The organism is Rhizobium cauense (assembly GCF_019511525.1).
Taxonomy (GTDB): domain Bacteria; phylum Pseudomonadota; class Alphaproteobacteria; order Rhizobiales; family Rhizobiaceae; genus Rhizobium; species Rhizobium cauense.
Map to the genome: position 1 here is coordinate 73895 of NZ_JAEUAT010000012.1, position 26391 is coordinate 100285.

A 26391-nucleotide genomic window follows, 5' to 3' on the forward strand; every position below is an offset into this window, starting at 1 on the left:
ACGAAGCAAAAAAATGCGGCGCCCGCTTGAGTCGGCCCTTAGGTCATAGCCTATAACAAGTCGCGGAGGGCAAAATGGCGGGACAAAACAATGATCATTCCTGGCTAAGCGCGGCCGAGTGTGCCAACCGAATGGGTGTCACCGTGCGGGCGCTGCGGCTCTATGAGGTGCGCGGCCTCATCAAGCCTCGCCGGACTGGGAAAAACTGGCGTCTATATGGTGTTTCCGACATCGCACGGCTGCACGAAATCCTAGCGTTGAAGCGCATGGGGTTGAGCTTGGCCCACATCACCCGGCTCCTCGCGGGCCATGCGGTAGATCTCGATCGCATACTCGCCATGCAGCAAGCCGCTCTCATTGCATTGCAGGCGCGGGTAGAGGAAGGGCTCGCTCTGATCCGGTCGTCGCGATGCCGCATCGCGGCGGGTGAGACGATCGCGATCCACGATCTAGTCAATATCGCAAGGGAGACTGATATGACCCACGATACTGCTGACGCCATTGCATGGCGACGCTACGAGCAGACGCGTCCGCGCACGGAGGTGTCGATCGATCCGGCGCTCTATCCGCGTTACGTCGGCAACTATCGTTTTCCTGACGGCAGCATCATGACAGTGTCGATCCGCGAGGGAGGGCTGGCGACGCAGCTCACGGGTCAGAACCAGCTCGACATTTTTCCCGAGGCAGGCAATTTGTTCTTCTACCGCGCAGTACTGGCGCAGTTGAGCTTTGCTGTTGAGAATCGGGGACCTGTCGAAAGCCTTATCCTGCATCAGAACGGATATGAGCAAACAGCACGGCGTATCGATGACCACCTGGCGCATGAGATAGCCTTTGAGCTTGAAAGCAGGATCAGAGACAAGCGAGCGGTCGCGGGCAGCGAAGACCGCTTGCTCGGCCTGATTGGTCAGGCAGCGCGTGGGGAATATGACTTTGATCAGATGACGGAGCCGCTCGCCGTCGCAACGCGCGAGCAGGCGCAGATGGTAAAGGCGGATCTCGAAAAGGCCGGCGCGGTGAAGGGCCACGTTTTTAAGGGCGTGTCGTCGGAAGGGTGGGATGTCTACGAGGTCGCCTTCGAGAACGAGACAATGGAGTGGCGCTTCATCCTCGCCGACGACGGGCGCATGAGCGGTGCATGGATCAGACCGCTGCCTTAGATTGTCGGTCGGAGCGGAGATTCCTCGACTGCGGCCCAGCATTTGTCGCCGGTGACCACACGTCGTTTCAAAGCGTCCTCCATGTCTAGGCTGGCGAGCTCCAGCGAGTCTTGCGGGCTCGAACGAGGGAACGATCTCTACGCAATTGGCGGGCGCCTTGTGCCGCCTGCCACCCTCATGCATCTTAGGGGTATGAGGAGACTGTCTTTACTTGCGTGCCTGCTGCTCTGTCCCGGTCTGGCCCTGGCGGATGAGGCGTTCTATCCGGCTCGGTCCGGCAATGCTGCGGCTCCGACACTGGTTGTCTATTCCTCGCTCGACGAGCCTTTGGCGCAGCCGATGATCCGCGGATTTCAGGAGGCCAATCCTGATGTCGCGGTCAGATACGAGGATATGCTCACCGGCGAAATTTATGACCGCATCGTGCGCGAGACTGATGCCGGCAAGCGAACCGCCGATTTCGCCTTTTCCTCGGCCATGGACCTGCAGGTGAAGCTTTCCAACGACGGCTATGCGCAGGTGAGCAACCTGCCGATGAGCGCACGCTGGCCGAAATGGGCGAACTGGCGCAATACCGCTTACGCGCTGACTTTCGAGCCGGCGGTCTTCGTGTACCACAAGCCAAGTTTCGTGAACGAACCGCCGCCGAGTTCGCGTGCGGAATTCGTCGATTATCTCAAGCGCAAAGGCGATGCGATCCATGGTCGGATCGGCACCTACGACATAGAACGTTCCGGCGTCGGCTTTCTGTTCATGGCCCGCGACCAGGAGCAGTTCGGGGACATCTGGTCGGTAATCGGCGCGATGGGTGCGGCGGGCGTCAAGCTCTATTCCACGAGTTCGGCCATTCTGGAGCGCGTGTCGGACGGGCGTTTCGTACTCGGCTACAACATCCTCGGTTCCTACGCTGCCGATTGGGCGAAGCGCCATCCCGATGTCGGGATCGTGCTGCCGAAGGACTATACGGTCGTGATGTCACGTATCGGCCTGGTACCGCAGGCCGCGGGCGAGCCGGAACTCGGGCGGCGCTATCTCACCTTCTTCATGTCGAAGGAGGGGCAGACGATCATGGCGCGCGAATTGCAGATTCCCGCTGTCAGCCCCGAAGTCGCCGGCGAGAACACCGCCAACACGATGCAGGAGCTTCTGGGTGCACAGTTGCGGCCTGTGCCTGTCAGCCCCGGACTGATGGTCTATCTGGATCAGGTCAAGCGCGCGCGACTGATCGCCCACTGGAACGAAGTGCTGCGCACGCAATAGAAACCGTGACTGATTATCAGCGGAAGACGCAGGGGCGCTGCGCGTTGGCCAGCAGTTCCTGCTTGGTCGCGTATGATCCGAAAAGCGAGAGAAGGCGCTTCTCCTCCTGCTCGTCCAGCCTATGCCGAAGTGCAAAGTCATGCACACTCCAGACTTGGCGTAAGCCCTCATTTTCGATCTGCTTGCTATCGATGTGAGAACTCATGGGACAATCCTCCTGAGTGCTCTAACGCGCAAACCGCTCCCAGGTTCCATGGACATTAGCATTTATGTCCGTTTCGCCGCGCTCAATTGCGGCAAAAAAGTGTCATGGCGGGGTGGATAGTCTGCCGATGTCAGCTAAATGACAGCTTGTTGTGGTCCGTTTTGCAGAACTTCAGCTCCGTGGAGGCGGAGAGGTGAAGTTTTCGGGAGGAGCCTGCCAGTCGTAACGGACCTTTGTGTCCGTCTGCCCGTGTCTTCCCGATTCCATCGAAAACACAGTGCGGTTTCTCAGCCGCGCCCACGGAGGACACACTCGTGAAGCATACTTTTCTTGCAACCATTCTCGCCGCCGCTGTCGCGTTGCCGGCTTATGCTGCTGACTACACGATCATCGCGCCGGCAGCTCCCGGCGGCGGTTGGGACCAGACGGCGCGCTCGCTGCAGACCGTCATGCAGAAGGAAGGCATCTCTGGCAACGTTCAGGTTCAGAACGTTCCGGGTGCCGGTGGCACCATCGGTCTTGCGCAGTTCACCGGCCAGAACAATGGCAACCCCAATGCACTGATCGTCGGCGGCTACGTCATGGTCGGCGCAATTCTCACCAACAAGTCGCCGGTCACCCTGAAAGACGTCACGCCGATCGCGCGTCTCACCGGCGAGTATGAGGCCGTTGTCGTGCCGGCCGCATCCGATATCAAGACGATCGCCGATCTTGTCGCCAAGCTGAAGCAGGATCCGGGCTCGGTGTCGTGGGGCGGCGGTTCTGCGGGCGGCACCGACCACATCACAGTCGGCCTGATCGCCAAGGCCGCCGGCGTTGACCCGACCAAGATCAACTATGTCGCCTTCTCCGGTGGCGGCGAAGCGCTGGCCGCGATCCTCGGTGGACAGGTCACGGCAGGCATTTCCGGCTACGGCGAGTTCGAATCGCAGGTAAAGGCCGGCCAGCTGCGTCTGCTGGCTGTTTCCGGCGAGAAGCGTATCGAGGGCGTCGACGCGCCGACGCTGAAGGAATCGGGCCTCGACGTCGCGGTGCAGAACTGGCGCATGGTTGCTGCAGCCCCCGGCCTGTCGGCCGAGCAGACGGCTGCCATCACCGCCGATTTCGACAAGCTTTCGAAGTCCGCAGGCTGGCAGGAAATCCTGAAGACCAAGGGCTGGGCTGATACCTATCTTGCCGGCGATGCCTTCCAGGCGCAGCTCGACAAGGACGTTTCGGCCACCGAAACGATCCTCAAAGAGATCGGACTTGTTCAATGAGCCAGGGTAACGAACCCTTGGCAACGAAGCGCCGCCCTGATTGGGCGGCGCTCACCATTGCCATCTGTCTTTTCGTCGTCGCCGCCGTCATGCTCTGGGATGCCTCGCACATGCGCGCCATCGCTCAATATGACCGCATCGGCCCTGCAACCGCGCCCAAGGTCGTGGCCTTCGGCCTGATCGGCCTCGGCATCTGGACGATCTTCGAGGCCTGGCGCGGGGAGTTTCCGGAGCGCGAGCACCAGGAGATCGCGCCCGTCGTGTGGGTCGTCGCCGGCCTTGCCGCGCAGATGTTGCTTCTCAAGACGGCAGGCTTTTCGATTGCAACCGGCATTCTCTTTGCATTTACGGCCGCCGGCTTCGGACGTCGCAAGCTCTGGATCTCGATCCCTGCGGGCATCGTCTTCAGTTTTGTCGTCTGGGTGATCTTCGCGAAGCTCCTGCAGCTGACCCTGCCAGCCGGGCCGTTCGAACACCTCTTCTTCTAGGATTGGATGCGATGAGCACCTTCGAATTCCTCTTCCAGGGCATCCTGGTCGCGATGCAGCCGATGAATCTGCTCTATGCGCTCATCGGCGTTACGCTCGGCACCGCGGTCGGCGTACTGCCGGGCATCGGGCCGGCGTTGACCGTCGCGCTCCTTCTTCCAGTCACCTACAAGCTCGACCCGGCCGGTTCGCTGATCATGTTTGCCGGTATCTACTACGGAGGCATGTACGGCGGCTCCACGACCTCCATTCTTCTCAATACGCCAGGCGAAAGCGCCTCGATCGTTACCGCGCTGGAGGGTAACAAGATGGCCCGGGCGGGTCGTGGCGGACCGGCGCTGGCGACAGCGGCGATCGGTTCGTTCGTCGCCGGCCTGATCGCAACGCTCGGTCTCGCCTTCATCGCGCCCTATATCGTCAAGCTCGCGCTCGTCTTTGGGCCGCGGGAGTATTTCGCCCTGATGGTTCTGGCCTTCGTGACCGTCTCCTCCGCTTTCGGGGATTCGGCATTGCGCGGACTGACGTCGCTCTTCATCGGCTTTGCACTTGCCATGGTCGGTATCGACCAGCAGACAGGCCAGGCCCGTCTGACGTTTGGTGTTCCCGATCTGCTTGATGGCGTCGAAGTGACGACGCTTGCGGTCGCCATGTTTGCGATCGGCGAGACGCTCTACATCGCCGCCCAGGGCAACCGGGGCGAAGACAAGGTCGAGGCCGTGAGGGGCTCGCTCTGGATGACGGCGCAGGACTGGGGCCGCTCGTGGAAGGCGTGGCTGCGCGGCACTCTGATCGGTTTCCCGATCGGTGCGATGCCGGCAGGCGGTGCCGAGATAGGTACGTTCCTGTCCTATGCCACAGAAAAGCGGCTGGCGAAGAACCCGGAAGAGTTCGGTAAAGGCGCCATCGAAGGCGTTGCCGGTCCCGAGGCTGCGAACAACGCGTCGGCGGCCGGAACGTTGGTGCCGCTCCTGACGCTTGGTCTGCCGACGACGGCGACCGCGGCGATCATGCTGGCGGGCTTCCAGCAGTACGGCCTGCAGCCCGGTCCGCTGTTGTTTGCGAACAACCCGCAGATCGTCTGGGGCCTGATTGCCAGCCTGCTGATCGCCAATGCGATGCTGCTGGTGCTGAACCTGCCGCTGATCGGTCTCTGGGTACGTCTGCTGACGATTCCGAAGCCCTGGCTCTATGCCGGCATCCTGCTGTTTGCGACACTCGGCACGATCGGCGCCAACCCGTCGGTGTTCGAGCTTGGCATGCTGCTCGCTTTCGGCGTGCTTGGCTACATCATGCGGCTCTTCGGTTATCCGATCGCGCCTGCGGTCGTCGGTCTGATCCTTGGTCCGCTCGCCGAACAGCAGCTGCGCCGCGCGCTTGCGATCAGCCAGGGCGACGTGACGACGCTGGTGATGTCGCCGATCGCGGCCGGCCTTCTGATCGTCGCTGCGGCGGCCTTCATTATCCCACTGATCCTGCGCCTGCGTGGGCGAGGCGAGGTGCTGTCGCAGCTCGCGGCAAACGAGGACTAAAAGAAAAAGACTGCCCGAACCCCTCACTTGCGGCCGGCGATGGAAACATCCGCCGGCCTTTTCGTCTGTTCGGTTGTCGGCGCCTCAGATGCAAGCAGCAAACTGGGTAAAGTAGGATGCGACGACGATGTTCTTCCGGGAGAGCTGCGAGATGAGCTTCAGGACCATGTTCCGATCGATGTTGTCCAGCGGACGCGATCTGCCGCTTCGATAGACGATGGTGAGCTTGCGCAGTGCTTCATTGTACTGAAGCTCTGCAACTCTTCTAGCTTGGACGACGAGTCTTTGCATATCGGGTCTCGAAGCGGGGCGTTTCGGATCAGACGGCGCAATCTATCACCGGCGGGACCATTCGCCTCCTCATCAAAACGGACTAGATAGCACGACCATTGTGAGGGCTTTTGACGGTCCGGGTCGTTCCCGGACGGGCGATAGCCAACGTTGCGCGGCCTGCCGCGAACGGCGAAATGGTGGCTGTTAGCGTGTTATTGCATGGCAGGCGTGACTTTCCGTCGCTTGTGGCGAGCAGCGGCAGGGCACATATGTGAGCAGTCAATCATAAAGCAAAGCGAGAAAGAAAATGTCCTTCCGTAAGTCCATTCGCGATGGTTTCCTCGGCCGCGCCTTTGCGATCATTGGTGCTGCGAATGCTGTGAGCGCCACAATCGAGGCCGGTCGCCGTCCGAAGGCCCGCGATCTGCGCACGCTTGGCATCGATCCGAGCACATTCGGCAGAATCAACCACTAAAGCCTGTTCTCGCCTGTTTGGGCGAGCCGCGACAGCGAGATACGAAACAGCCCGCAACCGGATGGTCGCGGGCTTTATTTTTGTCTCGAGGGGAAGGCCGCACCTGTCGGTGCGGCTCGCTATGTTCAGGCGTGGAGCTTTTCGCGCTCTTCTGCGCGCTCTTCCGCCAGTTCCTTCTTGTTGTAGCGGATGGAAGACCACAACGAGATGCCGATCAGGGCTGCGCCGCCAAGACCGGTGATGACCTCCGGAATATGGTACAGCGTCTGCACGTACATGATTACCGACAGGATCAGGATCGCGTAGAAGGCGCCGTGCTCGAGATAGCGATATTCGGCAAGCGTTCCCTTCTCGACGAGCATGATCGTCATCGAGCGCACATACATGGCGCCGATGCCGAGGCCGATGGCGATGACGAAGAGGTTCTGCGTCAGCGCAAAGGCGCCGATGACGCCGTCGAAGGAGAAGCTCGCGTCGAGCACTTCCAGATAAAGAAACGCGCCGAGACCGCCCTTGGCGGCCGCGCTCATTGTCTGCTGCGAGGCATCGAGCAGACCGCCGACCACTTCGACCACGAGGAAGGTCACCAGACCGTAGATCGCCGAATAGACGAAGGTGGTTGCTTCCTCACCTTCCAGCAGTGACGAGAACAGCAGGATGAGGAGCAGGACAAGAGCAATTTCGATGCCTTTGACCGTAGCCGAACGCGCCATCACCTTTTCAAGCGCGACGATCCAGTGGACGTCCTTTTCATGATCAAAGAAGTAGGTGAGGCCGACCATCATCAGGAAGGTGCCGCCGAAGGCCGCGATCGCCAGGTGTGCATCGTTCATGATACGGGCGTATTCGGCTGGCTCGCGTGCGGCCAGGACGAGCGCTTCCCAAGGGCCGATCTTGGCGGCGATCGCCACGATCGCAAGCGGGAAGACGATACGCATCCCGAAGACCGCGATGATGATGCCCCAGGTCAGGAACCGTCTCTGCCAGACCGGCGTCATTTCCTTGAGCTTGTTGGCATTGACAATGGCATTGTCGAAGGAGAGCGAGATCTCCAGCACGGCGAGCACCGCGCAGATGAAGAAGACGGTCGCCATGCCGCCGATCGTGCCCGTTGTCTGCCAGCCAAGGGCCGCACCGAGAATGAGGCCCAGGATGGTAACGGCGAAGGCCCAGCCGAAATAGCTGAGCGTCGATTTCTTCGAGGACGTGTTGATCATGGCCGCACCTCGCAGCCATGAAGGGTGAACTGGAAATATGTGTGCGAAAAACGCGACATACCACAACGGGCATGCGCGTGAGGCATGGTGAGCTTTTTCATCAATGAAAAATCCGCCGGCTTATGCTGCAGGCGGTACCGACATCACGAGAGCGCCGTAAAAACTCTCGCCAGAGGGGCCCGGCACCAGGTTGACCCGTCGGCCGATGTCCGAGGCCGCAGGATATCGTGAAGGTAGTGAACTTGCCGCGCCAGTCAAGATCATCTCGATACGCTTCGCTTTTTTCTTTGGAACCAATCCTGCGTGGCGGTCGTTAGTCCCAGGTTCAGCCGTCGTACGCGCAATGAAAAGGAGGCCGATGATGCACACCTCGACCCATATTCCCGACAAACGCACGGAAACGTCCGACCGCATGAAGCGGGCCCGCCCCAACCGGATGAAAAAGGCTCAGGTAATGCCTCCGCATCATGTTGATCTCACGCTGCCCAATGGCGTCTTCGATGACGTCCACGTTCCCGCACACGTGACCGGTGGCGACCTCTCCAGGGGCGGACCGCAGCCGGCCGTTGGCGACGATGTCACGGTGGCAAAGCCGACCCGTTGAGCGTTCAGCAAATTTTTATTCCTGCATCGCAATAACCGGTGAGAAGAGATGACGACAATTTTTGTGCCGCACGACATTTACATGAAGCATGAGATCGAATGGCAGGCGCTTCGCGTGGCCGCCGAAACTCGGATTGATTTCAAAGGAACAGAGACCGCGACGGTGCTGGGCTCCTGCGGAGAGTTGCCGGCGCGCCAGCGGCCGGACCCGGTCGCCACCGAGCTGCCCGGCTAGTATTTCGGCTATGCCCGACGCAAACATGTGACAACTGTACCAAAATGAAGCGGCCGCCAACATTTCGGTAAGGATTGCCCGGCGATAATCCGTGCGCTCACGGGAATCGGATAGATGGCAAAGACTGCGACACGCCGCCGCAAATCATCGGCTCGATCTAAGGCAAGGGGAGGGGGTAGTGCTCTTTCCTGGGCGATCATAGGCGTCATTGCCGTCGGTGGAATTGCGATCTACGACAATTGGAAAAGCGTGAAGCCGATGCTGACTGCGCACGCACCGGCCTCGACGGTTTCGCGACCCGCAACGGTCGCGCGGAGCGAGCCTGCTCGTGATCCCGGCCCGAGGCAGACCGCGTCGATCGCGGCGGCCTCTCGCATCGTTCCCCCCGCCGCCGTGCCTATTCCGGCAAAGGCCCCTGTTGTTGCCGAAAAGCCGGTGCCGGAAAGAGCTGTGCCAGTTTCCATCTCTCCCGCGCAAGCGCAGACCGGCAAGGCCGCGTTCGGCTATTGCGGACAGGGAGCCCACATCAATTGCGTGGCTGATGGAGGCACCTTCTGGTACAAGGGCGAGAAGATCGTCATTGCCGATGTCGTGGCGCCAGGCATCGAGGCAGCCCGTTGCGACAACGAGAAGCGGCTTGGCTTCTCCGCCAAGCTGCGGCTCCTGAACATTCTGAATTCCGGATCCTTTTCGATGAATCCGGCCGGGCAACCTGGCAAGGCCGGTGCCCCGCATGTCGTGTCGCGCGATGGCCGGTCGATCGGCGTGCAGATGATCAACGAGGGACTGGCTCGCAAGCCCGGCACGAACGGCCCCTGGTGCGCCTGAGCGCAGCCGCGAGGGCAATGGTGCTACTTCTGCTTTGGCGCCTTGCCGTTGGTGCGGAAGCTGCCGGTAAAGGCGGTGTCCTTGCTTTCGGCCGTACATTCGATGGCGACCGGCTTGCCGCCATAGGGGTTGCCCATCGTGCAGGAACCGGCGACCTTCACCTGACCGGTCATCTTCTGGCCGACGCCCGTCACCACGAGGCTGAGCGGCATCCGCGCGTTGCCGTTGGAGGCAGGCTTGATGGCCGTGCCGTCGCCCTGGAAGCCCAGCATCTTGCCGCCTGACGTGAAGATGAAGGTGACCTGACCGTTCACCAACGTCACGCTCGCAAGTTCGCCTTCGCAGCCCTTCGTCGCGTCGACCTTGCCGACGACGAGCTTGGCGCACTTGCCGGCGAGGGTCAGCGCGCCCGGTGCGCCGGGGAAGTTCTGCGGCGCCGCGTGCGCCGTTGTCGCGAGTGTTGCGGCAAGCAGCGAAGCGGCGGCGCAAGTCGTCAGTCTCATGTCTTTACCTCGTAGTGGCTCGGCAGTGCTGTTCTATCGGCAGCGATTTGCCATTCTTCTGTGTTCGAAATTGGTCGCAGGCCCAGACTTTCAATCCTGGTGTCCGGATCCGCAGGGGCGCTGTCGGATTCGCCAGAAGCGAGTATATTCGGGTTCATGTTCAATTGATCCGGGGAGTGCGAAATGGGTCCTGCTTCCAAGCCTGCCTTCAGCATGTTGATTTCGGCTGCGGCTCTATTGTCGCCGTCGGTCGCGTTCTCTGCCGCGGCTCTGAATGTCGATGCGCGCTCTTATACCTGTAGTCAAATCTCGCAGATCATCCGGCAGAACAAGAAAGTGTTCGTTCGCTCCGGCTTCGGGGGCAGCAGCTTTCGCTATCCGCCGGCCAAATGCGGCCTGGGCTATGCGCGCACAACCGCCAATTTCCGGGACGCAACGGGTAGGCAGTGCGTCCTTGACTACGCCTGCACTTACGACAGCGGATCGTTTTACAACAACCCCTAGCGCTGAATGCCGCCGCAAACGCGCCGACGGCAATCCGCTCGCTGCCGGTGCCCAATCGTGTTCATGTTGGAAACGAAAAAGGCTCAGCGATTTCTCGCTAAGCCTTTGAATTCGAATGGTGGGCGTGACAGGGATTGAACCTGTGACCCCTACGATGTCAACGTAGTGCTCTCCCGCTGAGCTACACGCCCATCCGATGGCGGCGCATAGACCACAAACCTTTTTTGCCGTCAATAGGCTTTTTTCGGTTTTGTGACACGCGCTGCCGGAAGCCCTACGCGGCAAGCATTTTGTTCACTTCCTCGACGAGGTCGCGGAGGTGGAAAGGCTTGGAAAGAACCTTGGCGTCCTTCGGTGCCTTCGAATCAGGGTTCAATGCGACGGCCGCGAATCCGGTGATGAACATCACTTTCAGGTCCGGATCGAGTTCGGTCGCGCGGCGCGCCAGTTCGATTCCGTCCATCTCGGGCATGACGATATCGGTGAGGAGCAGCGAGAAGGGTTCTTCGCGAAGCCTGTCGTAGGCGCTGGCGCCGTTGTCATAAGAAAGGACCTTGTAGCCTGCCTTTTCAAGGGCCTTCACAAGGAACCGGCGCATGTCATTGTCGTCTTCTGCAAGAAGTATCTTCTGAGTCATTATCCAGACCGCTAATCAGTAATTTATGCGTGGGGCTCCAGCCAATTACACTAGAATTCGGCCAGTAAACAACCAGTGAAGAGGTTGTCTGGGCCGTCATCCCCATGAGATAGTATGGACTTGCCATGCGGCAACTGGCAACATAAGCGAAGCAACGGCTTGCAGGCATGGTTAAGAGGGAAAAAGGGTGCACGAAATCCCCGAATACGCACTTTTCGAGATCCGGGAGCCTCAGTCGCATTCCATTCCATTCGTCTACAACTCGCCGCACAGCGGGCGCATCTACCCGCCAGAGTTCATCGCTCAGTCCAGGCTCGAGGGCGTTTCCATCCGCCGTTCCGAGGATCACTATGTCGATGAGCTGTTTGCCGATGCGAGTGCGCTCGGTGCGCCGCTTCTGCTTGCGAATTTTCCGCGCGCCTATCTCGATGTGAACCGCGAGCCCTATGAGCTCGATCCACGCATGTTCGATGGCCTGCTGCCGCCTTACGCAAACATCAATTCGCTGCGTGTGGCGGGCGGGCTCGGCACGATCCCGCGCATCGTTGCGGAAAACATGGAAATCTATGCCCGTCGCCTGCCCGTGCAGGAGGGGCTTGATCGTATCGAGAGCGTCTACAAGCCATATCACGCGGCGCTGCGGCGGCTGATCGCCCGCACTCATGTTCAGTTCGGCTTCGGCGTGCTGATCGATTGCCACTCCATGCCCGGCAACGTTCGCGTGGCCGGCACGAACGCCCGGCCGGATTTCATCATCGGTGACCGCTACGGAACCAGCGCGTCCGCGGAACTGTCACGCGCGGCCGTCGCCATCTTCGAGGAGATGGGTTTCACGGCGATCCGCAACAAGCCTTATGCCGGCGGTTTCATTACCGAGCATTACGGTCGCCCGTCGCGCGGGCTTCATGCGCTGCAGATCGAAGTAAACCGGTCGATCTATGTTGACGAAATGACGCTGGAGAAGCGCCCCGACTTTCCCCTGGTCGCCGCAGCGATCACCGCCTTCATGCGCCAGATGGCAGTCTATGTGGCGCAGTTCGCAACCGACTCTGCACTCGCTGCAGAGTAAGCTCCCGACTTCAAAAAAAGACCGCCTCGCGGCGGTCCAAGTCTAGGGAGGAAACACCCAAGGAGGGTATTTACAGTCAGAAGACTGTGAGCAAACGCTACTATTGCGGTGCACAATTGTCAATCAAAATTTTGCGGTGCAAAATTATTGTGCAGCCGGCTAAGCGGTGCCTCTCTCGTTTGCAACGGGCTGCAATTCCGCTATGAAAAGCGCCATCTGAGCGCCACCTATGGATTTCGCCATGCTTCCTGACCGTTCGTTCTTCAATCGCCTCGCTGAAGCCGCCAAGGCCGAGACGCTGCCGCGGTTCCGTTCCGGCCTCGATGTGACCAACAAGCTCTCGAGCGGCTTCGATCCGGTCACGGAAGGCGACCGCGCTGCGGAAGTCGCCATTCGGGCGCTGATCGAGGCGCATTTCCCGGAACACGGCATCCTTGGCGAGGAACACGGCAGTATCGGGCTTGACCGCGAATATGTCTGGGTGATCGACCCGATCGACGGTACGCGTGCCTTCATCTCGGGCGTTCCTGTCTGGGGCACGCTGATCGGCCTGCAGCGAAATGGCCGCGCCGTCATGGGCATGATCGAGCAGCCGTTTACCGGCGAACGCTACTTTGCCGATGCGAACGGTTCGGTCTACAGCGGCCCTGAGGGGGAGCGTCGGCTGCAGGTTCGTGATTGCGGGGCACTGGCCAACGCCATTCTCTTCACCACCTCGCCGCATCTCTTCAAGGGAGAGGAGATGGATAAGTATCGGGAGATAGAGGGCCAGGTCCGGCTCTTCCGCTACGGCACGGATTGCTACGCCTATGCGCTGCTTGCTGCCGGTCACGTCGACCTGGTGATCGAAAACAGCCTGAAGCCCTACGATGTCGGCGGTATCATTCCCGTCATCGAGAATGCCGGCGGCATCATTACGACATGGGATGGCGGGCGTCCGGAAAACGGCGGCTCGATCATCGCGGCCGGCAGTCGCGCTGTCTACGAAGAGGCGATGGCGATCCTCAATCGCTGATATGCTGCCGGCACGGCGCAGTGGTTCGCACGCATTCGCTTGCAATTTAAAAGTACAATTTTCGGATTGTTTGCGCTTTTGGCGCGTTTCCGCCGCACTCTTTGGGCGGGCGTTGCGATTCGCGCGCCAACATTAACAGAGCCGTAACGTTTCGCTGTAAATCCTTACAATTAGATTTGATAGCGCGGCTCCGCATACTTTAAAGCCGCATCTTACGTACAGGGAATTTCAGTGAACTTTTTTCCACTTACCGCAGGCGCGGACGCCAAGGCCATTCTGGACGCTGTCCATCGCTCACAGGCCGTCATCGAATTCGACCTCACAGGCAGGATCCTTGCTGCCAACGAGAATTTCTGCAAGGCGATGGGATACTCGCTCTCGGAGATCGTCGGGCAGCATCACCGCATGTTCGTCGATCCGGCGGAGGCTGGGAGCGCTGACTACCGTATGTTCTGGGAACGCCTCGCACGCGGCGAGTTTGATCGACAGCAGTACAGGCGCATCGGCAAGAATGGCCGCGAAGTGTGGATCGAGGCCTCCTATAATCCCATCTTGCGGGGATCGACGCCCTACAAGGTCGTGAAGTTTGCGACCGATATCACGGCGATGAAGCTGAAAAGCGCTGAAGATGCCGGCAAGCTCGACGCCCTGTCGCGGGCGCAGGCGACAATCGAGTTCACGCCCGACGGCAAGATCCTTACCGCAAACCAGAATTTTCTCGCCACTCTCGGCTACACGATCGAAGAGGTGCGCGGCAGACACCACTCGATGTTCTGCGATCCGGATTACGTGGCATCGCCTGCCTATCGCCAGTTTTGGCAGAGCCTCGCCGATGGTCACTTTGCCACCGACGAGTTCATGCGCATCGGCAAGGGTGGGCGCAAGGTCTTCATCCAGGCCTCCTACAATCCGATCCTCGACATGAACGGCAAGGTCTTCAAGGTGGTGAAATTCGCCAGCGACGTGACTGAGCGCGTGCGCGCCGTCAATGAGCTTGGAAACGGTCTGCAGGCGATGGCGGATGGCAATCTGGAGCGTACGATCGACCGGCCGTTCATCACCGCGCTCGACAAGCTGCGCACGGACTATAACGCCTCCGTTGGACGCCTGCGCGCCGCGATGCGCGCAATTGCGCAGAATGCGACGATGATTGCTTCGGGCTCGCGAGAGATGCGCATTGCCTCCGACGATCTGGCGCGGCGAACGGAAACGCAGGCTGCCTCGGTCGAGGAAACGGCCTCGGCTGTCACGGAAATATCCACGACGGTCTCCGATTCTGCTCGCCGGGCTGCCGATGCCGGGCGTCTGGTCGAGGACACCACGCGCAGCGCCCAGGAGTCGGCGAATGTCGTGCGCGAGACTGTCGATGCCATGACGAGGATTGAAGGATCGTCCGCGAAGATATCGGGAATCGTCGGTGTCATCGACGAGATCGCGTTCCAAACCAACCTTTTGGCGTTGAACGCGGGCGTCGAAGCAGCGCGCGCCGGCGAGGCCGGTCGAGGATTTGCCGTCGTGGCACATGAGGTGCGCGAACTGGCGCAGCGTTCGGCCAGTGCGGCGAAGGAAATCAAGGCGTTGATCGCGGATTCAGAGCGGTTTGTCCGCGATGGCGTGGTGCTGGTCGGCAAGACCGGTTCGGCGCTCGAGGCAATCGCCACCCAGGTCCTGCAGGTGCGCGAAAACGTCGTTGCGATCGTGGAGGCAACACGCGAGCAATCCTCCAGCCTCGACCAGATCAATAGCAGCGTTCTCTCGATGGATCAGGACACGCAGCGCAACGCCGCGATGGTCGAGCAAACCGCCTCCGCAAGTCGCAAGCTGGCCGCCGAGGCGCAGTCGCTTTTCGAACTGATCGGCCAGTTCAAGGTGGACGAGGCAGCACCGGGGCGGGTTTTACTAGCGAACGTCGCCTGAGGCCTGGCCCTACGTGCCAAACCCCTCGATTTCCTCGACGGCTTCCGCGTCGCTGCCGGGGATGAAGGCGTGGAACGCGGCAAGCGCCGCCTTTCGATAGACGTCGCGTTCCTGAAGCACCTCATGCCGGGCGCCGTTGATCGGTACGAACTGGGCAGCCCGGAAGTAGCGCGACATGCGTTCCTGCGCGATATACGGCACGATATCGTCGCGTGTGGGCGCTATCACGACTGTCGGTATGGTGATCGAGAAGAGATGGATCGGTGACGTGACGCGGTCGATCGTCGTGAAGGATTCGTGCAGCCAGCGGGCGCTCGGCGGTCCGAGCACCAGTTCCGGATGGGCGGTGGCGACAGCGACATTTCGCGAGAACCGTTTCTCGTCCGACGTCAGCGGATTGTCGCGGAACTGCGGTTCTTCGAACCTGCGCTTCAGCGGAAACGAGCCAAGGCCGAGCGAGCAGGCTGTGGCTGCGAGTGTGCGGATCGTGCCTTCAGATGCCGACTGACCCGAGAGGCCAATGAACGGCGCAGTCAGGACCATGCGCTCGACGCGTGTCGAGAGGTAGGGCGCGGCGGAGAGCGCGATCAGCGCGCCCGTCGAGTGCGCCAGGATGAAGAAGGGCAGGCGCGTATCCGGCAGCACGATTTTCTCGAGGAAGGTGTCGAGGTCGTGTTCGTAGTCCACGAAGCGGCGCACATGGCCGTACTGGGGCTTTTTCAGAAGCCGTGTGGAGCCGCCCTGGCCACGCAGATCGAAGGTCGCGACCCATAGGCCCCTGGCGGTAAGATCGCGGATCGTTTCAAAGTACTTCTCGATATATTCGTTGCGGCCCTGGAGAAGGACGACGGTGCCCTTTGCCACCGGCGCGGATGAGCGGAAAACTGCATAGCGCAGGCGATGGCCGTCGTGGGTCTCGAAGAAACCCTCGGTACGGTTTTCCGGGATCGGGTTGTCGGGTGTGGAGAAGAGGACCTGTTCCATGGCCAGTCGATCATGTCCTTCGCGGATTCGTCTGTCGAGTAAAGCGGATAGGCGATCACCCTGTCAAATCAAAGCAAAAAGCTTGGTTGACAGGGGGCTGGGAGTGGATTTCGCTATTGCCGGTCGCGCGGCAAAAAAAGACCGGCATGCGGACATTGAGGTTCCGCGATGCCGGCCGGAGATCGGGCTGAAGACGAAGGGACGATACACTCCAGCCATCGGGCCAGTGTCACCCGATGGCACCATTCGTATTCCTCTCGTCATGAACGGCTTCCGAACTGCATGTTCATATGCGGTTCACGCAAGGTAAGTTCGCGTCCCGGACACAGGGCCTTGAACTCCACAAAAGGCATCCCCATCTCATTTCTGCAGGCGCCAAACGGGCCTGCCGAACCGTCCCGGAGCTGCCGAACAAGGGGTTTCAGGGGCAATTATCGCAACACGTCGCTTCCTCAGGAGGACATCATGCGTCACGTAGACTTCTCTCCCCTTTATCGTTCCACCGTCGGTTTCGACCGTCTCTTCACCATGCTCGACAGTCTCGGTCAGCCTGACCAGGGCCAGACCTATCCGCCCTACAACATCGAGCGCACGGGCGAAAACACCTACCGTATCACCATGGCCGTTGCTGGTTTCGATGAGACCGAAATCTCCATCGAGTCGCAGGCCCACGCTCTGACCATCAAGGGTGAGAAGAGCGAAGAAAAGGCTGAAGGTAGCGAGTTCCTTTATCGCGGCATCGCCAAGCGCGCCTTCGAGCGCCGCTTCCAGCTTGCCGACCACGTAGAGGTCACCGCCGCTTCGCTGAAGAACGGTCTGCTCCACATCGACCTGCTTCGCAGCATTCCGGAAGCCATGAAGCCGCGCAAGATCGCGATCGCGGCTGAGCCGGTGAGCGCGCCGAAGGCCATCGAGGCGCAGGTCGCCAACTAATCGGTCCTCCCAGGCCAAACATGCAGGCGGCGCTCATCCGAGCGCCGCCTTTTTTGTTCGGTTTCAGGCTGGACTTGCCGCTTCTTCGGCTTCCTCTTCCGTGATCCGGTGCGCGGCATTCGTCGCATATTTCTGTGCGATGACGGCGCAGACCATCAGTTGGATCTGGTGGAACAGCATCAGCGGCAGGACGATCGCGCCGACGGATTGCCCGGCGAAGATGACGCTTGCCATTGGCGCGCCGCTGGCCAGGCTTTTCTTGGAAGCGCAGAATGTAATGGTAATCTCGTCGGCCTTGTTGAAGCCCAGCAGGCGGCTGCCGTACATCGTGAAGCACAGGACGAGACCAAGCAAAACCATGTCGGCGACGATGACCGCCGCAATGTCGCCGATCGAGAAGGTGTGCCACAACCCCTCGACGACGGCCTTGCTGAAGGCGAGGTAGACGACCATCAGGATGGAGCCGCGGTCTACAGGCATCAGCAGGGTCTTCTTGGAGCGAATCCAGTTGCCGATCCATGGCTGCAATGCCTGACCGACAATGAAGGGCAGCAGCAGTTGCAGGAGGATCTGTCCGAGCACGTCCCATGAAAAGCCGCCATGACCGCCGACGGAGAAGAGCAGCCCGACCAGCAGCGGCGTCAGGAACATGCCGAAGATGTTGGACGCCGATGCCGAGCAGATGGCGGCTGGTACATTGCCGCGGGCTATCGACGTGAAGGCGATCGAAGATTGCACCGTCGAAGGCAGAACGCACAGATAGAGTATGCCGAGATACAGAGGCTTCGGCAGGATCCAATCCGGCACGAAGCCGAGACCCAGGCCGAGGATGGGAAACAGGCCGAACGTGGTCAGCAGGATCACGAGATGCAGCCGCCAGTGCAGCAGGCCGGCAATGACGACATCACGCGACAGGCGGGCGCCATGGAGGAAGAAGAGCAGCGCCACCGCCAGGTTCGTCGCTATTCCAAAATAGCCGGCAAATGTGCCTTGGGCCGGCAGCAGCGAGGCCAGGATGACGGTGCAGACCAAAAGGATCGTGAATGTATCGGGCAAAAAGCGGCGCATGGCGTTTCTCGTCGGATCAGTAGATCATTTGTGTTTCTTCCATTACGATACAGGATGCAAGGAATAACAGTTATCACACTTCCGGATAGGTTATGCTTGATCTTACGCAATTGCGCAGTTTCGTGGCGGTGGAACAGATGGGCAGCTTCACGCTTGCCGCCGAGAGGCTGGGGCTTGGCCAGTCGACCGTCAGTCAGCACATCCAGCGGCTGGAAAGCGCTGTCGGGCGGCGGTTGCTGGCCCGTGACACCCACAAGGTGGTGCTGACGACCGATGGGGAAGCGCTTCTCAGTCACGCACGAGCAATGCTGGCGATCGAAGCACAGGTGCAGTCACAATTCAAAGGCCAGAACCTGCGCGGCAACCTGCGGCTCGGCGTTTCGGAGGATTTCGTGACCAGCCAGCTGCCGGCGGTGCTTGAGGATTTCGTTCGCTCGCACCCTTCCGTCGATCTTGAATTGACCGTGGCGCTATCAGGAACGCTGTACGAAATGCAGGACAACGGCGAGATCGACCTTGTGCTGGCGAAGCGCCGGCTGGGCGATGCGCGCGGGCGGCTGGTCTATCGCGAACCGCTGGTCTGGCTGGCGCGCGACCCGGACCATGTGCTGAACGGCGGCCCCCTGCCGCTGATCGCCTTTCCGCCGCCGAGCGTCACGCGCAGCATTGCGCTTGAAGCGCTGGGTAGGAGCCGGGTCGCCTGGCGGATCGTTTGCACCTGCGGCAGCCTCAGCGGACTGACGGCGGCGGCGCGGGCGGGGATGGGCGTGCTGGTGCAGCCACGCAGCATGGCACCATCCGGTTTGAAGGAGATCGGGCGCGATAGGCTTCCCATCCTCGAGGACGTGGAATTCGTGCTTGTGCCACGCAAGGGCGCAGATCAGGCTCTGATGTCGGCGCTGTCGGAGGACATCCTCGGCAAGGTGCGCCGTCTTGGCTCCGGCGGATGATGTGTTAAGTGGCGTTGAAGCCGTCGTGATAGCTGACTTTGCCGGGGGGCAACGGGCCATCAAACCTCAAGCGCATGAAATATTCGGCCGGCACGCCCTCGAAGATCAGATTGGCGTCGTTCTCGAAGCCGAAGCGCTTGTAGTAGCCGGGATCGCCAAGAACAACGCAGCCCTTGGCGTCGATATCGGTGAGCCGCGACAGGCCTTCGCGAATGAGCTTTCCGCCGATGCCCTCTTTCTGATGACCTGGTTTGACAGAGACCGGTCCAAGTCCATACCAGCCCTTGTCTTCTCCATTGATCGTGACAGGCGAAAAGGCGACATGCCCGATGACGGCGCCATCCTTGATGGCAACGAGAGAGACGGTCAGTACATCGGCATCTCGAAGAGCGTCGACGATTTCTGCTTCGGTCTGACTACTATATTCCATCGACGCAAAGGCGGCTTTGGTGATCTGGCGGATTGCCGCGATGTCGCTCGGCTGTTCGGGGCGGATTTCCATCGTCGTTTCTCTCGTCGTTTTCCGATCGCTGCAATAGCGTGGTCTCGGCGTGGCAACCAGTACATAGGTAGTAGGAACGTCCGTTTGCGCAACATTGCTTCTCAATTGCGTAACTTTCGTTCACGGCTCCACAAAAGTTAATGGGCTGCTTACCATGTTAATGCGCCCTCAACCCTGTCGCTTAGGTATCTGGTCAGGTTCCGGGCCTAGTCTCCCGGCGCCTATGGTCGATCTTCGGGGCAAGGAGAACGGACCGATGACGTATGGCGTACTCTTCGTATCCGGGCTGGTTGCCTGTGTGATGCTCATTGTCGTGGCAGGACACGACGCGAAAACGACGGATAGCGGCAAGCCGCAATCCGCCGTGACGGGACATCAGAACTGAGCCCGGTATTTCAGCCGGCGAGGCAGCCAAGGAAACCGTCGACATCTGCCTCGCTGGTCGCAAAGCTGGTGACGAGCCGGATCAGCGTCTCGTCCTGGCCGACGAGTTCGGGCGTCGCCGGCGGGACCGGCCATTCATAGAACTTTGCGCCTTTTTCACCCGCAATCTTCGCAGCGCTCTTCGGGATGACGGCGAAGACCTCGTTGGCCGAGGTCGGCCACGCAAGCCTGGACGCGTTGCTTGTGGTGATGCCTGATCGCAGGCGATCGGACATGCCGTTCGCATGGCGGGCGAGATCGAGCCATAGATCGTTCTCGAAATAGGCGTCGAACTGCGCCGCGATGAAGCGTGACTTCGAGAACAACTGGGCGGCGCGCTTGCGGATGAACGGCATCTCCGTCGCTCGCTCCGGGTTGAAGAAGACGATCGCTTCCGCGCACCAGCATCCATTTTTGGTGCCGCCGAAGGACAGCATGTCGATACCGCGCTTCCAGGTCATCTCGGCCGGGCTGACGCCGAGGGAGACAAGGGCGTTGGCAAAGCGAGCGCCGTCCATGTGGAGAGGCAGCTTGTCCTTCCGGGCGATAGCTGCGATCTCGCCGATCTCGGCCAGGCTGTAGACGGTGCCGGCTTCCGTCGCCTGGGTGATCGTCACTGCCGTCGCGCGTCCGTGCTGCACGGCACTCTGCGGGAAGGCCGCGATTTTCTCCTTGAGCTTTTCCGGATCGATCTTTCCTTCGAGGCCGGGCACACCGATGAGGCGGGCGCCGCTGAAGAAATCGGGCGCGCCGCACTCGTCGGCAATCACATGCGCCTCGGAATGGCAGAAGGTGATGCCGCCCGGGCGCTGGACGCTTGCAAGCGACAGCGAGTTCGCGGCGGTGCCGGTGCCGACGAACAGGACGGTCACATCGCGCTCGAAGATTTCCGCGAAGCGCCGCTCGACGCGGCGGTCGAGATCGCTTGCGCCATAGGCTGCTGCAAACCCGTCGGATTCCCTGAGCAGACGTTCGGCGATGGAACGATGGGCGCCTGCCCAGTTGTCGGATGCAAGATACATGAAAGGAGACCGGATGAGATGTGATGGGATGAGGTTCGGGCGGCGACCTTACGCCATCACTCCGGCCGGTCAAAGAGGCGACGTGGAATCCATCACAAAAATTGACTTCGGCAATCAATAAACAAAATAGTGCGGAAACGCGTAATTTTATGTCTCATACTCCAGCTGTTTCAGCAATATTAGATCGCAAATGGCCGATTTTTTGAATCTGCACCCTTGCGAAGGTCAGATGTTTCTGGCATAGATCAAGTGAATTAGGACAGTGTTGTTGTCCTATTTTGGCCGCGACGGCCGAAGAGGCGCCAAAAAACCTTACACTCGTGGGGTTTCACGCTATAGTTCTTCAAAAGCGGGCAAAAGCCCGCATGCGGAGGCGGATGGCAGGCGCGGTAGCGCAACGGTGCTTTCCCTGGAGAGCCTGCCGCCGGCGACCGGATCTTCGATAATGCAACAGCGCTGTCACGCGCCGAACCTAGGATCAGGGACGGCGCACGACAGGAAGCCGCCCGCAGCCCCGCGGGCTCTGACAGGAGGGAATGATGACGAAGACGCCATCCACGGGTTTTGACCAGTTCGCAGCAGCAACGGCTAGCGCGACGGCCAATACGCGTAAATTCGCCTCCGGCCTGCCGCAGAAACAGGGGCTCTACGACCCGCGCAACGAGCACGATGCCTGCGGCGTCGGCTTTGTCGCCCATATGAAGGGGCAGAAGTCGCACCAGATCGTCAAGGACGGTCTCTTCATTCTCGAGAACCTGACGCACCGTGGTGCTGTCGGCGCCGATCCGCTGATGGGCGACGGTGCCGGTATTCTCGTGCAGATCCCGGATCGTTTCTTCCGCGAGGAAATGGCCAAGCAGGGCATCACCTTGCCGAAGGCCGGTGAGTATGGCGTCGGCCATGTCTTCATGCCGCGCGACGAAAAGCAGATCGAGCATTTCAAGAAGGTGATGCACGACGTCATCGCCGAGGAAGGTCAGGTTCTGCTTGGCTTCCGCGATGTGCCCGTCGACAACTCTTCGCTATCCAAGGCGCCGGATATCGCCGCGACCGAACCGCATCACTGTCAAATCTTTATCGGCGCCGGCGAGAACGCCGCGACGACCGATGAATTCGAACGCCGCCTGTTCACGCTGCGCAAGGTGATCTCGAACCGCATCTATGACGAGTTCGATGGCGAGGAGAGCCATTTCTATCCGGTGTCGCTGTCGTCGGCGACGATCGTCTACAAGGGCATGTTCCTGGCCTATCAGGTCGGCGCCTATTACAAGGACCTGTCGGACCCCCGCTTCGAAAGCGCGGTTGCCCTCGTCCACCAGCGTTTCTCGACCAACACCTTCCCGTCGTGGAAGCTGGCGCACCCGTACCGCATGGTCGCCCACAACGGCGAAATCAACACGCTGCGCTCCAACGTAAACTGGATGGCGGCACGCCAGGCCTCCGTGTCTTCGCCGCTATTTGGCGAGGATATCTCCAAGCTCTGGCCGATCTCCTATGAAGGTCAGTCGGATACGGCCTGCTTTGATAACGCGCTCGAATTCCTCGTGCGCGGCGGCTACTCCATGGCGCACGCCGTGATGATGCTGATTCCTGAAGCCTGGGCGGGCAACCAGTCGATGGCGGCCGAGCGCAAGGCGTTCTACGAATATCATGCCGCCCTGATGGAGCCGTGGGATGGACCGGCGGCCGTTGCCTTCACCGATGGCAAGCAGATCGGCGCGACGCTCGACCGTAACGGCCTGCGTCCGGCCCGCTACCTCGTCACCTCTGATGACCGCGTCATTCTCGCTTCGGAAGCCGGCACGCTGCCGGTGGCCGAAGAGGATATCGTCAAGAAGTGGCGCCTGCAGCCGGGCAAGATGCTGCTCATCGACATGGAGCAGGGCAAGATCATCTCCGACGAGGAGCTGAAGACGGAACTTGCGACCAAGCATCCGTACCGCAACTGGCTGGATCGCACGCAGCTGATCCTTGAGGACCTGAAGCCGGTCGAGCCGCGCGCGCTGCGCCGCGACGTGTCGCTGCTCAACCGCCAGCAGGCATTCGGCTATACCACCGAAGACACCAAGATCCTGATGTCGCCGATGGCGACGACGGGCCAGGAAGCCGTTGGTTCGATGGGCACCGATACGCCGATCTCGGCGATGTCCGAAAAGTCGAAGCTGCTTTACACCTACTTCAAGCAGAACTTCGCGCAGGTCACCAACCCGCCGATCGACCCGATCCGCGAAGAGCTCGTCATGAGCCTCGTTTCGTTCATCGGGCCGCGTCCGAACATTCTCGACCACACCGGCATGGCGAACGCCAAGCGGCTGGAAGTGCGTCAGCCGATCCTGACCAATGGCGATCTCGAAAAGATCCGCTCGATCGGTCACACGGAAGACCGCTTCGACACCAAGACGCTCGACTTCACCTATGATGTCGAGCGCGGCGCCGAAGGCATGCCCGAGATGCTTGATCGCCTCTGCGAACGTGCGGAAGCGGCGGTCAAGGGCGGCTACAACATCATCGTGCTCTCGGACCGCCAGATCGGACCGGACCGTATCGCGATCCCGGCACTGCTGGCGACTGCTGCCGTCCACCACCACCTGATCCGCAAGGGTCTGCGCACCTCGGTCGGCCTCGTCGTCGAGACCGGCGAGCCGCGCGAAGTGCATCACTTCTGCCTGCTCGCGGGCTATGGCGCCGAAGCGATCAACCCTTACCTTGCCTTCGACACGCTGCTCGACATGCATGCCAAGGGCGAGTTCCCGAAGGAAGTGGACGCCTCCGAAGTCGTCTACCGCTACATCAAGGCGGTCGGCAAGGGCATCCTCAAGGTCATGTCGAAGATGGGTATCTCGACCTATCAGTCCTATTGCGGCGGCCAGATCTTCGACGCGATCGGCCTGCAGCAGGAGCTGGTCGACAAGTACTTCTTCGGCACCGCGACGATGATCGAAGGCGTCGATCTCACTGATATCGCCGAAGAGACCGTTGCCCGCCACACCTCTGCCTTCGGCAAGGATCCGCTGCTGGCGACCACGCTCGATATCGGCGGCGAATATGCCTATCGTATGCGCGGCGAAAGCCATGCCTGGACGCCGGATGCGGTGGCCACGCTGCAGCACGCCGTTCGCGGTAATTCGGAGGATCGCTACCGCGAGTTCGCCGAGATGGTGAACGATTCAGCGCTGCGCATGAACACCATTCGCGGCCTGTTCAAGATCAAGAGCGCTGAGCAGATCGGCCGCAAGCCGGTCGCGCTCGACGCGGTCGAGCCGGCGGTAGACATCGTCAAGCGCTTCTCGACTGGCGCCATGTCCTTCGGCTCGATCAGCCGTGAGGCGCATACGACGCTGGCGATTGCGATGAACAAGATCGGCGGCAAGTCCAACACCGGCGAGGGTGGCGAGGAGAGCGATCGCTACTTCCCGCTGCCTGACGGATCGGCGAACCCGGAACGCTCGGCGATCAAGCAGATCGCATCGGGACGCTTCGGTGTCACGACCGAGTATCTCGTCAACGCCGACATGCTGCAGATCAAGGTCGCGCAGGGCGCCAAGCCCGGCGAAGGCGGCCAGCTGCCCGGCCACAAGGTCGACGCGACCGTTGCCAAGACCCGTCACTCGACACCGGGCGTCGGCCTGATCTCGCCGCCGCCGCACCATGACATCTATTCGATCGAAGATCTGGCGCAGCTGATCTACGACCTGAAGAACGTCAACCCGACGTCCGATGTCTCGGTCAAGCTCGTCTCTGAAGTCGGCGTCGGCACGGTGGCCGCCGGCGTTGCCAAGGCGCGCGCCGACCACATCACCGTCTCCGGCTTCGACGGCGGCACCGGCGCTTCGCCACTGACCTCGCTGAAGCACGCGGGCTCTCCATGGGAAATCGGCCTTGCCGAAACCCAGCAGACACTGGTGCTGAACGGCCTGCGTTCGCGTATCGCGCTGCAGGTCGATGGTGGTCTGAAGACCGGCCGCGACGTTATCATCGGGGCGCTGCTCGGCGCCGACGAGTTCGGCTTCGCAACCGCGCCAGTCATTGCCGCCGGCTGCATCATGATGCGCAAGTGCCATCTGAACACCTGCCCCGTGGGCGTTGCCACGCAGGATCCTGTCCTGCGCAAGCGCTTCAAGGGCACGCCGGAGCATGTCATCAACTACTTCTTCTTCGTCGCCAACGAAGTGCGCGAGATCCTGGCGTCGCTCGGCTTCACCAAGTTCGACGAGATCATCGGCGCTTCGGAGCTGCTCGAGAAGGATGAGATGCTGGCGCATTGGAAGTCCAAGGGTCTCGACTTCAGCCGCATCTTCCACAAGGTCGAGGCGCCGAAGGAGGCAACTTACTGGACATCACGACAGAAGCACCCGATCGACGACATTCTCGATCGCAAGCTGATCGCTGAAGCCGAGCCTGCACTGTCTTCGAAGACGCCTGTGTCCTTCGAGGTCGACATCAAGAACGTCGACCGCTCGGCGGGTGCGATGCTGTCTGGTGAAGTTGCCAAGCGCTACAACCACCGCGGCCTGAAGGAAGATACGATCAACGTGACGCTCAAGGGCACGGCGGGCCAGTCGTTCGGCGCCTTCCTGGCTCGCGGCATCACCTTCAACCTGATCGGTGACGGCAACGACTATGTCGGCAAGGGTCTTTCGGGCGGCAAGATCATCGTCCGGCCGCCTGAGAATGCGAAGATCGTCGCGGAAGAGTCGATCATCGTCGGCAACACCGTTCTCTACGGTGCGACCGAAGGCGAGTGCTACTTCCGTGGTGTCGCGGGCGAGCGCTTCGCGGTCCGCAACTCGGGTGCGATTGCCATCGTCGAAGGCGTGGGCGACCACGGCTGCGAATACATGACGGGCGGCGTGGTGGTCGTTCTCGGCCAAACGGGTCGTAACTTCGCGGCCGGCATGTCCGGTGGCGTCGCTTACGTGCTGGACGAGGTTGGCGATTTCGCCAAGCGCTGCAACATGGCGATGGTCGAACTCGAGCCGGTTCCCGAAGAAGACGACATGCTCGAGAAGCTGCATCATCACGGCGGCGACCTCATGCACAAGGGACGGGTCGACGTCTCCGGTGACATGACGCGCCACGACGAGGAGCGCCTCTACCAGCTGATCTCCAACCATCTGCACTACACGGGCTCCACCCGCGCCAAGCAGATCCTGGACAACTGGGTCGACTACCGTCCGAAGTTCCGCAAGGTCATGCCGGTCGAGTACCGCCGTGCTCTGGAAGAGATGGAACGCGCCCGCATGGGAATTGCGGCGGAGTAAATACGCTTACTTCCGTTGCGCCGGCGAAGGCTGGCGCGGCGGATGACCGAAATATCTCAATGACCCACGCA

The 26391-nt window shown here is 60.7% G+C and carries 26 protein-coding genes and 1 tRNA gene; 17 read left to right on the forward strand and 10 right to left on the reverse strand.

Annotated features, from left to right (window positions below):
- Positions 1 to 74: 74 nt before the first annotated feature.
- Positions 75 to 1160, forward strand: coding sequence for a MerR family transcriptional regulator (locus tag JNB88_RS21445; protein WP_220357178.1), 1086 nt, complete (start codon positions 75 to 77; stop codon positions 1158 to 1160).
- Between the two features lie 192 nt (positions 1161 to 1352).
- Positions 1353 to 2420: an ABC transporter substrate-binding protein gene (locus JNB88_RS21450; RefSeq protein WP_220357179.1), complete on the forward strand. Its 1068-nt coding sequence runs from the start codon at positions 1353 to 1355 to the stop codon at positions 2418 to 2420.
- 16 nt (positions 2421 to 2436) lie between these two features.
- Here JNB88_RS21450 and JNB88_RS21455 read toward each other — a convergent pair whose 3' ends face one another.
- Positions 2437 to 2625 (reverse strand): hypothetical protein, encoded by a 189-nt coding sequence (locus tag JNB88_RS21455; protein WP_037133538.1) that lies wholly within the window; start codon positions 2623 to 2625, stop codon positions 2437 to 2439.
- Positions 2626 to 2939: 314 nt separating this feature from the next.
- Between JNB88_RS21455 and JNB88_RS21460 the strand changes: the two genes are divergently transcribed.
- From JNB88_RS21460 to JNB88_RS21470, 3 genes are read left to right on the forward strand one after another with little or no spacing between them, the layout of a single operon-like run.
- Positions 2940 to 3884 (forward strand): tripartite tricarboxylate transporter substrate-binding protein, encoded by a 945-nt coding sequence (locus tag JNB88_RS21460; RefSeq protein ID WP_037133540.1) that lies wholly within the window; start codon positions 2940 to 2942, stop codon positions 3882 to 3884.
- Positions 3881 to 4372 (forward strand): tripartite tricarboxylate transporter TctB family protein, encoded by a 492-nt coding sequence (locus JNB88_RS21465; RefSeq protein WP_037133551.1) that lies wholly within the window; start codon positions 3881 to 3883, stop codon positions 4370 to 4372. Before JNB88_RS21460 ends, JNB88_RS21465 begins: the two co-directional genes overlap by 4 nt.
- Before the next feature lie 11 nt (positions 4373 to 4383).
- On the forward strand, positions 4384 to 5901 hold the full coding sequence (locus JNB88_RS21470; protein WP_037133563.1) for a tripartite tricarboxylate transporter permease: 1518 nt from the start codon (positions 4384 to 4386) through the stop codon (positions 5899 to 5901).
- 84 nt (positions 5902 to 5985) lie between these two features.
- Here JNB88_RS21470 and JNB88_RS21475 read toward each other — a convergent pair whose 3' ends face one another.
- On the reverse strand, positions 5986 to 6192 hold the full coding sequence (locus JNB88_RS21475) for a hypothetical protein (protein ID WP_037133566.1): 207 nt from the start codon (positions 6190 to 6192) through the stop codon (positions 5986 to 5988).
- A gap of 289 nt (positions 6193 to 6481) precedes the next feature.
- Between JNB88_RS21475 and JNB88_RS21480 the strand changes: the two genes are divergently transcribed.
- Positions 6482 to 6649: a hypothetical protein gene (locus JNB88_RS21480; RefSeq protein WP_197066650.1), complete on the forward strand. Its 168-nt coding sequence runs from the start codon at positions 6482 to 6484 to the stop codon at positions 6647 to 6649.
- A gap of 125 nt (positions 6650 to 6774) precedes the next feature.
- Here JNB88_RS21480 and JNB88_RS21485 read toward each other — a convergent pair whose 3' ends face one another.
- Entirely contained in the window at positions 6775 to 7866 is a 1092-nt protein-coding gene (locus JNB88_RS21485; RefSeq protein ID WP_037133569.1) for a DUF475 domain-containing protein, read from the reverse strand.
- Positions 7867 to 8224: 358 nt separating this feature from the next.
- Here JNB88_RS21485 and JNB88_RS21490 point away from each other — a divergent pair, with 358 nt between their 5' ends.
- The 3 genes from JNB88_RS21490 to JNB88_RS21500 all read left to right on the forward strand — a co-directional run bounded on the left by JNB88_RS21490 (position 8225) and on the right by JNB88_RS21500 (position 9532).
- On the forward strand, positions 8225 to 8470 hold the full coding sequence (locus JNB88_RS21490) for a hypothetical protein (protein ID WP_220357180.1): 246 nt from the start codon (positions 8225 to 8227) through the stop codon (positions 8468 to 8470).
- Between the two features lie 48 nt (positions 8471 to 8518).
- Positions 8519 to 8704: a hypothetical protein gene (locus JNB88_RS21495; protein ID WP_037133575.1), complete on the forward strand. Its 186-nt coding sequence runs from the start codon at positions 8519 to 8521 to the stop codon at positions 8702 to 8704.
- A 114-nt stretch (positions 8705 to 8818) separates the two neighbouring features.
- Positions 8819 to 9532 (forward strand): hypothetical protein, encoded by a 714-nt coding sequence (locus tag JNB88_RS21500; RefSeq protein ID WP_220357181.1) that lies wholly within the window; start codon positions 8819 to 8821, stop codon positions 9530 to 9532.
- Between the two features lie 23 nt (positions 9533 to 9555).
- Here the strand turns inward: JNB88_RS21500 and JNB88_RS21505 are convergent, their stop codons facing one another.
- Positions 9556 to 10035 carry a hypothetical protein gene (locus JNB88_RS21505; RefSeq protein WP_220357182.1) on the reverse strand — a complete coding sequence of 160 codons (480 nt, stop codon included), beginning with the start codon at positions 10033 to 10035 and terminating at the stop codon, positions 9556 to 9558.
- 183 nt (positions 10036 to 10218) lie between these two features.
- Between JNB88_RS21505 and JNB88_RS21510 the strand changes: the two genes are divergently transcribed.
- On the forward strand, positions 10219 to 10539 hold the full coding sequence (locus JNB88_RS21510; protein ID WP_420832204.1) for a hypothetical protein: 321 nt from the start codon (positions 10219 to 10221) through the stop codon (positions 10537 to 10539).
- A 116-nt stretch (positions 10540 to 10655) separates the two neighbouring features.
- Here the strand turns inward: JNB88_RS21510 and JNB88_RS21515 are convergent.
- Positions 10656 to 10730 (reverse strand) — tRNA-Val (locus JNB88_RS21515).
- A gap of 83 nt (positions 10731 to 10813) precedes the next feature.
- Entirely contained in the window at positions 10814 to 11176 is a 363-nt protein-coding gene (cpdR1, locus tag JNB88_RS21520; protein ID WP_007527565.1) for a response regulator CpdR1, read from the reverse strand.
- A gap of 187 nt (positions 11177 to 11363) precedes the next feature.
- Here cpdR1 and JNB88_RS21525 point away from each other — a divergent pair, with 187 nt between their 5' ends.
- From JNB88_RS21525 to JNB88_RS21535, 3 genes are all read left to right on the forward strand, one after another.
- Positions 11364 to 12245 carry an N-formylglutamate amidohydrolase gene (locus JNB88_RS21525; protein WP_220357183.1) on the forward strand — a complete coding sequence of 294 codons (882 nt, stop codon included), beginning with the start codon at positions 11364 to 11366 and terminating at the stop codon, positions 12243 to 12245.
- Positions 12246 to 12486: 241 nt separating this feature from the next.
- Positions 12487 to 13260, forward strand: a complete 774-nt coding sequence (gene hisN / locus JNB88_RS21530; protein WP_220357184.1) for a histidinol-phosphatase — start codon at positions 12487 to 12489, stop codon at positions 13258 to 13260.
- A 231-nt stretch (positions 13261 to 13491) separates the two neighbouring features.
- A complete protein-coding gene (locus JNB88_RS21535) occupies positions 13492 to 15177 on the forward strand; it encodes a methyl-accepting chemotaxis protein (RefSeq protein ID WP_220357185.1) in 1686 nt (561 codons plus the stop codon).
- 9 nt (positions 15178 to 15186) lie between these two features.
- Here JNB88_RS21535 and JNB88_RS21540 read toward each other — a convergent pair whose 3' ends face one another.
- Complete coding sequence (locus JNB88_RS21540; protein WP_220357186.1) at positions 15187 to 16161, reverse strand: alpha/beta fold hydrolase; 975 nt, start codon at positions 16159 to 16161, stop codon at positions 15187 to 15189.
- Positions 16162 to 16626: 465 nt separating this feature from the next.
- Here JNB88_RS21540 and JNB88_RS21545 point away from each other — a divergent pair, with 465 nt between their 5' ends.
- Positions 16627 to 17094, forward strand: coding sequence for an Hsp20 family protein (locus tag JNB88_RS21545; RefSeq protein WP_113359147.1), 468 nt, complete (start codon positions 16627 to 16629; stop codon positions 17092 to 17094).
- 63 nt (positions 17095 to 17157) lie between these two features.
- On the opposite strand, the gene JNB88_RS21550 is transcribed toward JNB88_RS21545, so the two are convergent.
- Entirely contained in the window at positions 17158 to 18162 is a 1005-nt protein-coding gene (locus JNB88_RS21550) for a bile acid:sodium symporter family protein (RefSeq protein WP_220357187.1), read from the reverse strand.
- A gap of 92 nt (positions 18163 to 18254) precedes the next feature.
- Between JNB88_RS21550 and JNB88_RS21555 the strand changes: the two genes are divergently transcribed.
- Positions 18255 to 19112, forward strand: coding sequence for a LysR substrate-binding domain-containing protein (locus JNB88_RS21555; protein ID WP_220357188.1), 858 nt, complete (start codon positions 18255 to 18257; stop codon positions 19110 to 19112).
- A 4-nt stretch (positions 19113 to 19116) separates the two neighbouring features.
- Here the strand turns inward: JNB88_RS21555 and JNB88_RS21560 are convergent, their stop codons facing one another.
- Entirely contained in the window at positions 19117 to 19614 is a 498-nt protein-coding gene (locus tag JNB88_RS21560) for a GNAT family N-acetyltransferase (RefSeq protein ID WP_220357189.1), read from the reverse strand.
- 256 nt (positions 19615 to 19870) lie between these two features.
- On the opposite strand from JNB88_RS21560, the gene JNB88_RS34175 reads away from it, so the two are divergent.
- Positions 19871 to 19999, forward strand: a complete 129-nt coding sequence (locus JNB88_RS34175) for a hypothetical protein (RefSeq protein ID WP_259128832.1) — start codon at positions 19871 to 19873, stop codon at positions 19997 to 19999.
- A 10-nt stretch (positions 20000 to 20009) separates the two neighbouring features.
- Here the strand turns inward: JNB88_RS34175 and JNB88_RS21565 are convergent, their stop codons facing one another.
- Positions 20010 to 21059, reverse strand: a complete 1050-nt coding sequence (locus JNB88_RS21565; protein ID WP_220357190.1) for a threonine aldolase family protein — start codon at positions 21057 to 21059, stop codon at positions 20010 to 20012.
- 536 nt (positions 21060 to 21595) lie between these two features.
- Between JNB88_RS21565 and gltB the strand changes: the two genes are divergently transcribed.
- On the forward strand, positions 21596 to 26320 hold the full coding sequence (gene gltB / locus JNB88_RS21570; protein ID WP_220357191.1) for a glutamate synthase large subunit: 4725 nt from the start codon (positions 21596 to 21598) through the stop codon (positions 26318 to 26320).
- Positions 26321 to 26391 lie beyond the last annotated feature (71 nt).

What these genes read in the sequence shown, in the direction of transcription:
- JNB88_RS21445 (WP_220357178.1), top strand. Translation starts at nt 75, where the DNA reads ATGGCGGGACAAAACAATGATCATTCCTGGCTAAGCGCGGCCGAGTGT.
- JNB88_RS21450 (WP_220357179.1), top strand. Translation starts at nt 1,353, where the DNA reads ATGAGGAGACTGTCTTTACTTGCGTGCCTGCTGCTCTGTCCCGGTCTG.
- JNB88_RS21455 (WP_037133538.1), bottom strand. Translation starts at nt 2,625, where the DNA reads ATGAGTTCTCACATCGATAGCAAGCAGATCGAAAATGAGGGCTTACGC.
- JNB88_RS21465 (WP_037133551.1), top strand. Translation starts at nt 3,881, where the DNA reads ATGAGCCAGGGTAACGAACCCTTGGCAACGAAGCGCCGCCCTGATTGG.
- JNB88_RS21470 (WP_037133563.1), top strand. Translation starts at nt 4,384, where the DNA reads ATGAGCACCTTCGAATTCCTCTTCCAGGGCATCCTGGTCGCGATGCAG.
- JNB88_RS21475 (WP_037133566.1), bottom strand. Translation starts at nt 6,192, where the DNA reads ATGCAAAGACTCGTCGTCCAAGCTAGAAGAGTTGCAGAGCTTCAGTAC.
- JNB88_RS21480 (WP_197066650.1), top strand. Translation starts at nt 6,482, where the DNA reads ATGTCCTTCCGTAAGTCCATTCGCGATGGTTTCCTCGGCCGCGCCTTT.
- JNB88_RS21485 (WP_037133569.1), bottom strand. Translation starts at nt 7,866, where the DNA reads ATGATCAACACGTCCTCGAAGAAATCGACGCTCAGCTATTTCGGCTGG.
- JNB88_RS21490 (WP_220357180.1), top strand. Translation starts at nt 8,225, where the DNA reads ATGATGCACACCTCGACCCATATTCCCGACAAACGCACGGAAACGTCC.
- JNB88_RS21495 (WP_037133575.1), top strand. Translation starts at nt 8,519, where the DNA reads ATGACGACAATTTTTGTGCCGCACGACATTTACATGAAGCATGAGATC.
- JNB88_RS21500 (WP_220357181.1), top strand. Translation starts at nt 8,819, where the DNA reads ATGGCAAAGACTGCGACACGCCGCCGCAAATCATCGGCTCGATCTAAG.
- JNB88_RS21505 (WP_220357182.1), bottom strand. Translation starts at nt 10,035, where the DNA reads ATGAGACTGACGACTTGCGCCGCCGCTTCGCTGCTTGCCGCAACACTC.
- JNB88_RS21510 (WP_420832204.1), top strand. Translation starts at nt 10,219, where the DNA reads ATGGGTCCTGCTTCCAAGCCTGCCTTCAGCATGTTGATTTCGGCTGCG.
- cpdR1 (WP_007527565.1), bottom strand. Translation starts at nt 11,176, where the DNA reads ATGACTCAGAAGATACTTCTTGCAGAAGACGACAATGACATGCGCCGG.
- hisN (WP_220357184.1), top strand. Translation starts at nt 12,487, where the DNA reads ATGCTTCCTGACCGTTCGTTCTTCAATCGCCTCGCTGAAGCCGCCAAG.
- JNB88_RS21540 (WP_220357186.1), bottom strand. Translation starts at nt 16,161, where the DNA reads ATGGAACAGGTCCTCTTCTCCACACCCGACAACCCGATCCCGGAAAAC.
- JNB88_RS21545 (WP_113359147.1), top strand. Translation starts at nt 16,627, where the DNA reads ATGCGTCACGTAGACTTCTCTCCCCTTTATCGTTCCACCGTCGGTTTC.
- JNB88_RS21550 (WP_220357187.1), bottom strand. Translation starts at nt 18,162, where the DNA reads ATGCGCCGCTTTTTGCCCGATACATTCACGATCCTTTTGGTCTGCACC.
- JNB88_RS21555 (WP_220357188.1), top strand. Translation starts at nt 18,255, where the DNA reads ATGCTTGATCTTACGCAATTGCGCAGTTTCGTGGCGGTGGAACAGATG.
- JNB88_RS21560 (WP_220357189.1), bottom strand. Translation starts at nt 19,614, where the DNA reads ATGGAAATCCGCCCCGAACAGCCGAGCGACATCGCGGCAATCCGCCAG.
- JNB88_RS34175 (WP_259128832.1), top strand. Translation starts at nt 19,871, where the DNA reads ATGACGTATGGCGTACTCTTCGTATCCGGGCTGGTTGCCTGTGTGATG.
- JNB88_RS21565 (WP_220357190.1), bottom strand. Translation starts at nt 21,059, where the DNA reads ATGTATCTTGCATCCGACAACTGGGCAGGCGCCCATCGTTCCATCGCC.
- gltB (WP_220357191.1), top strand. Translation starts at nt 21,596, where the DNA reads ATGATGACGAAGACGCCATCCACGGGTTTTGACCAGTTCGCAGCAGCA.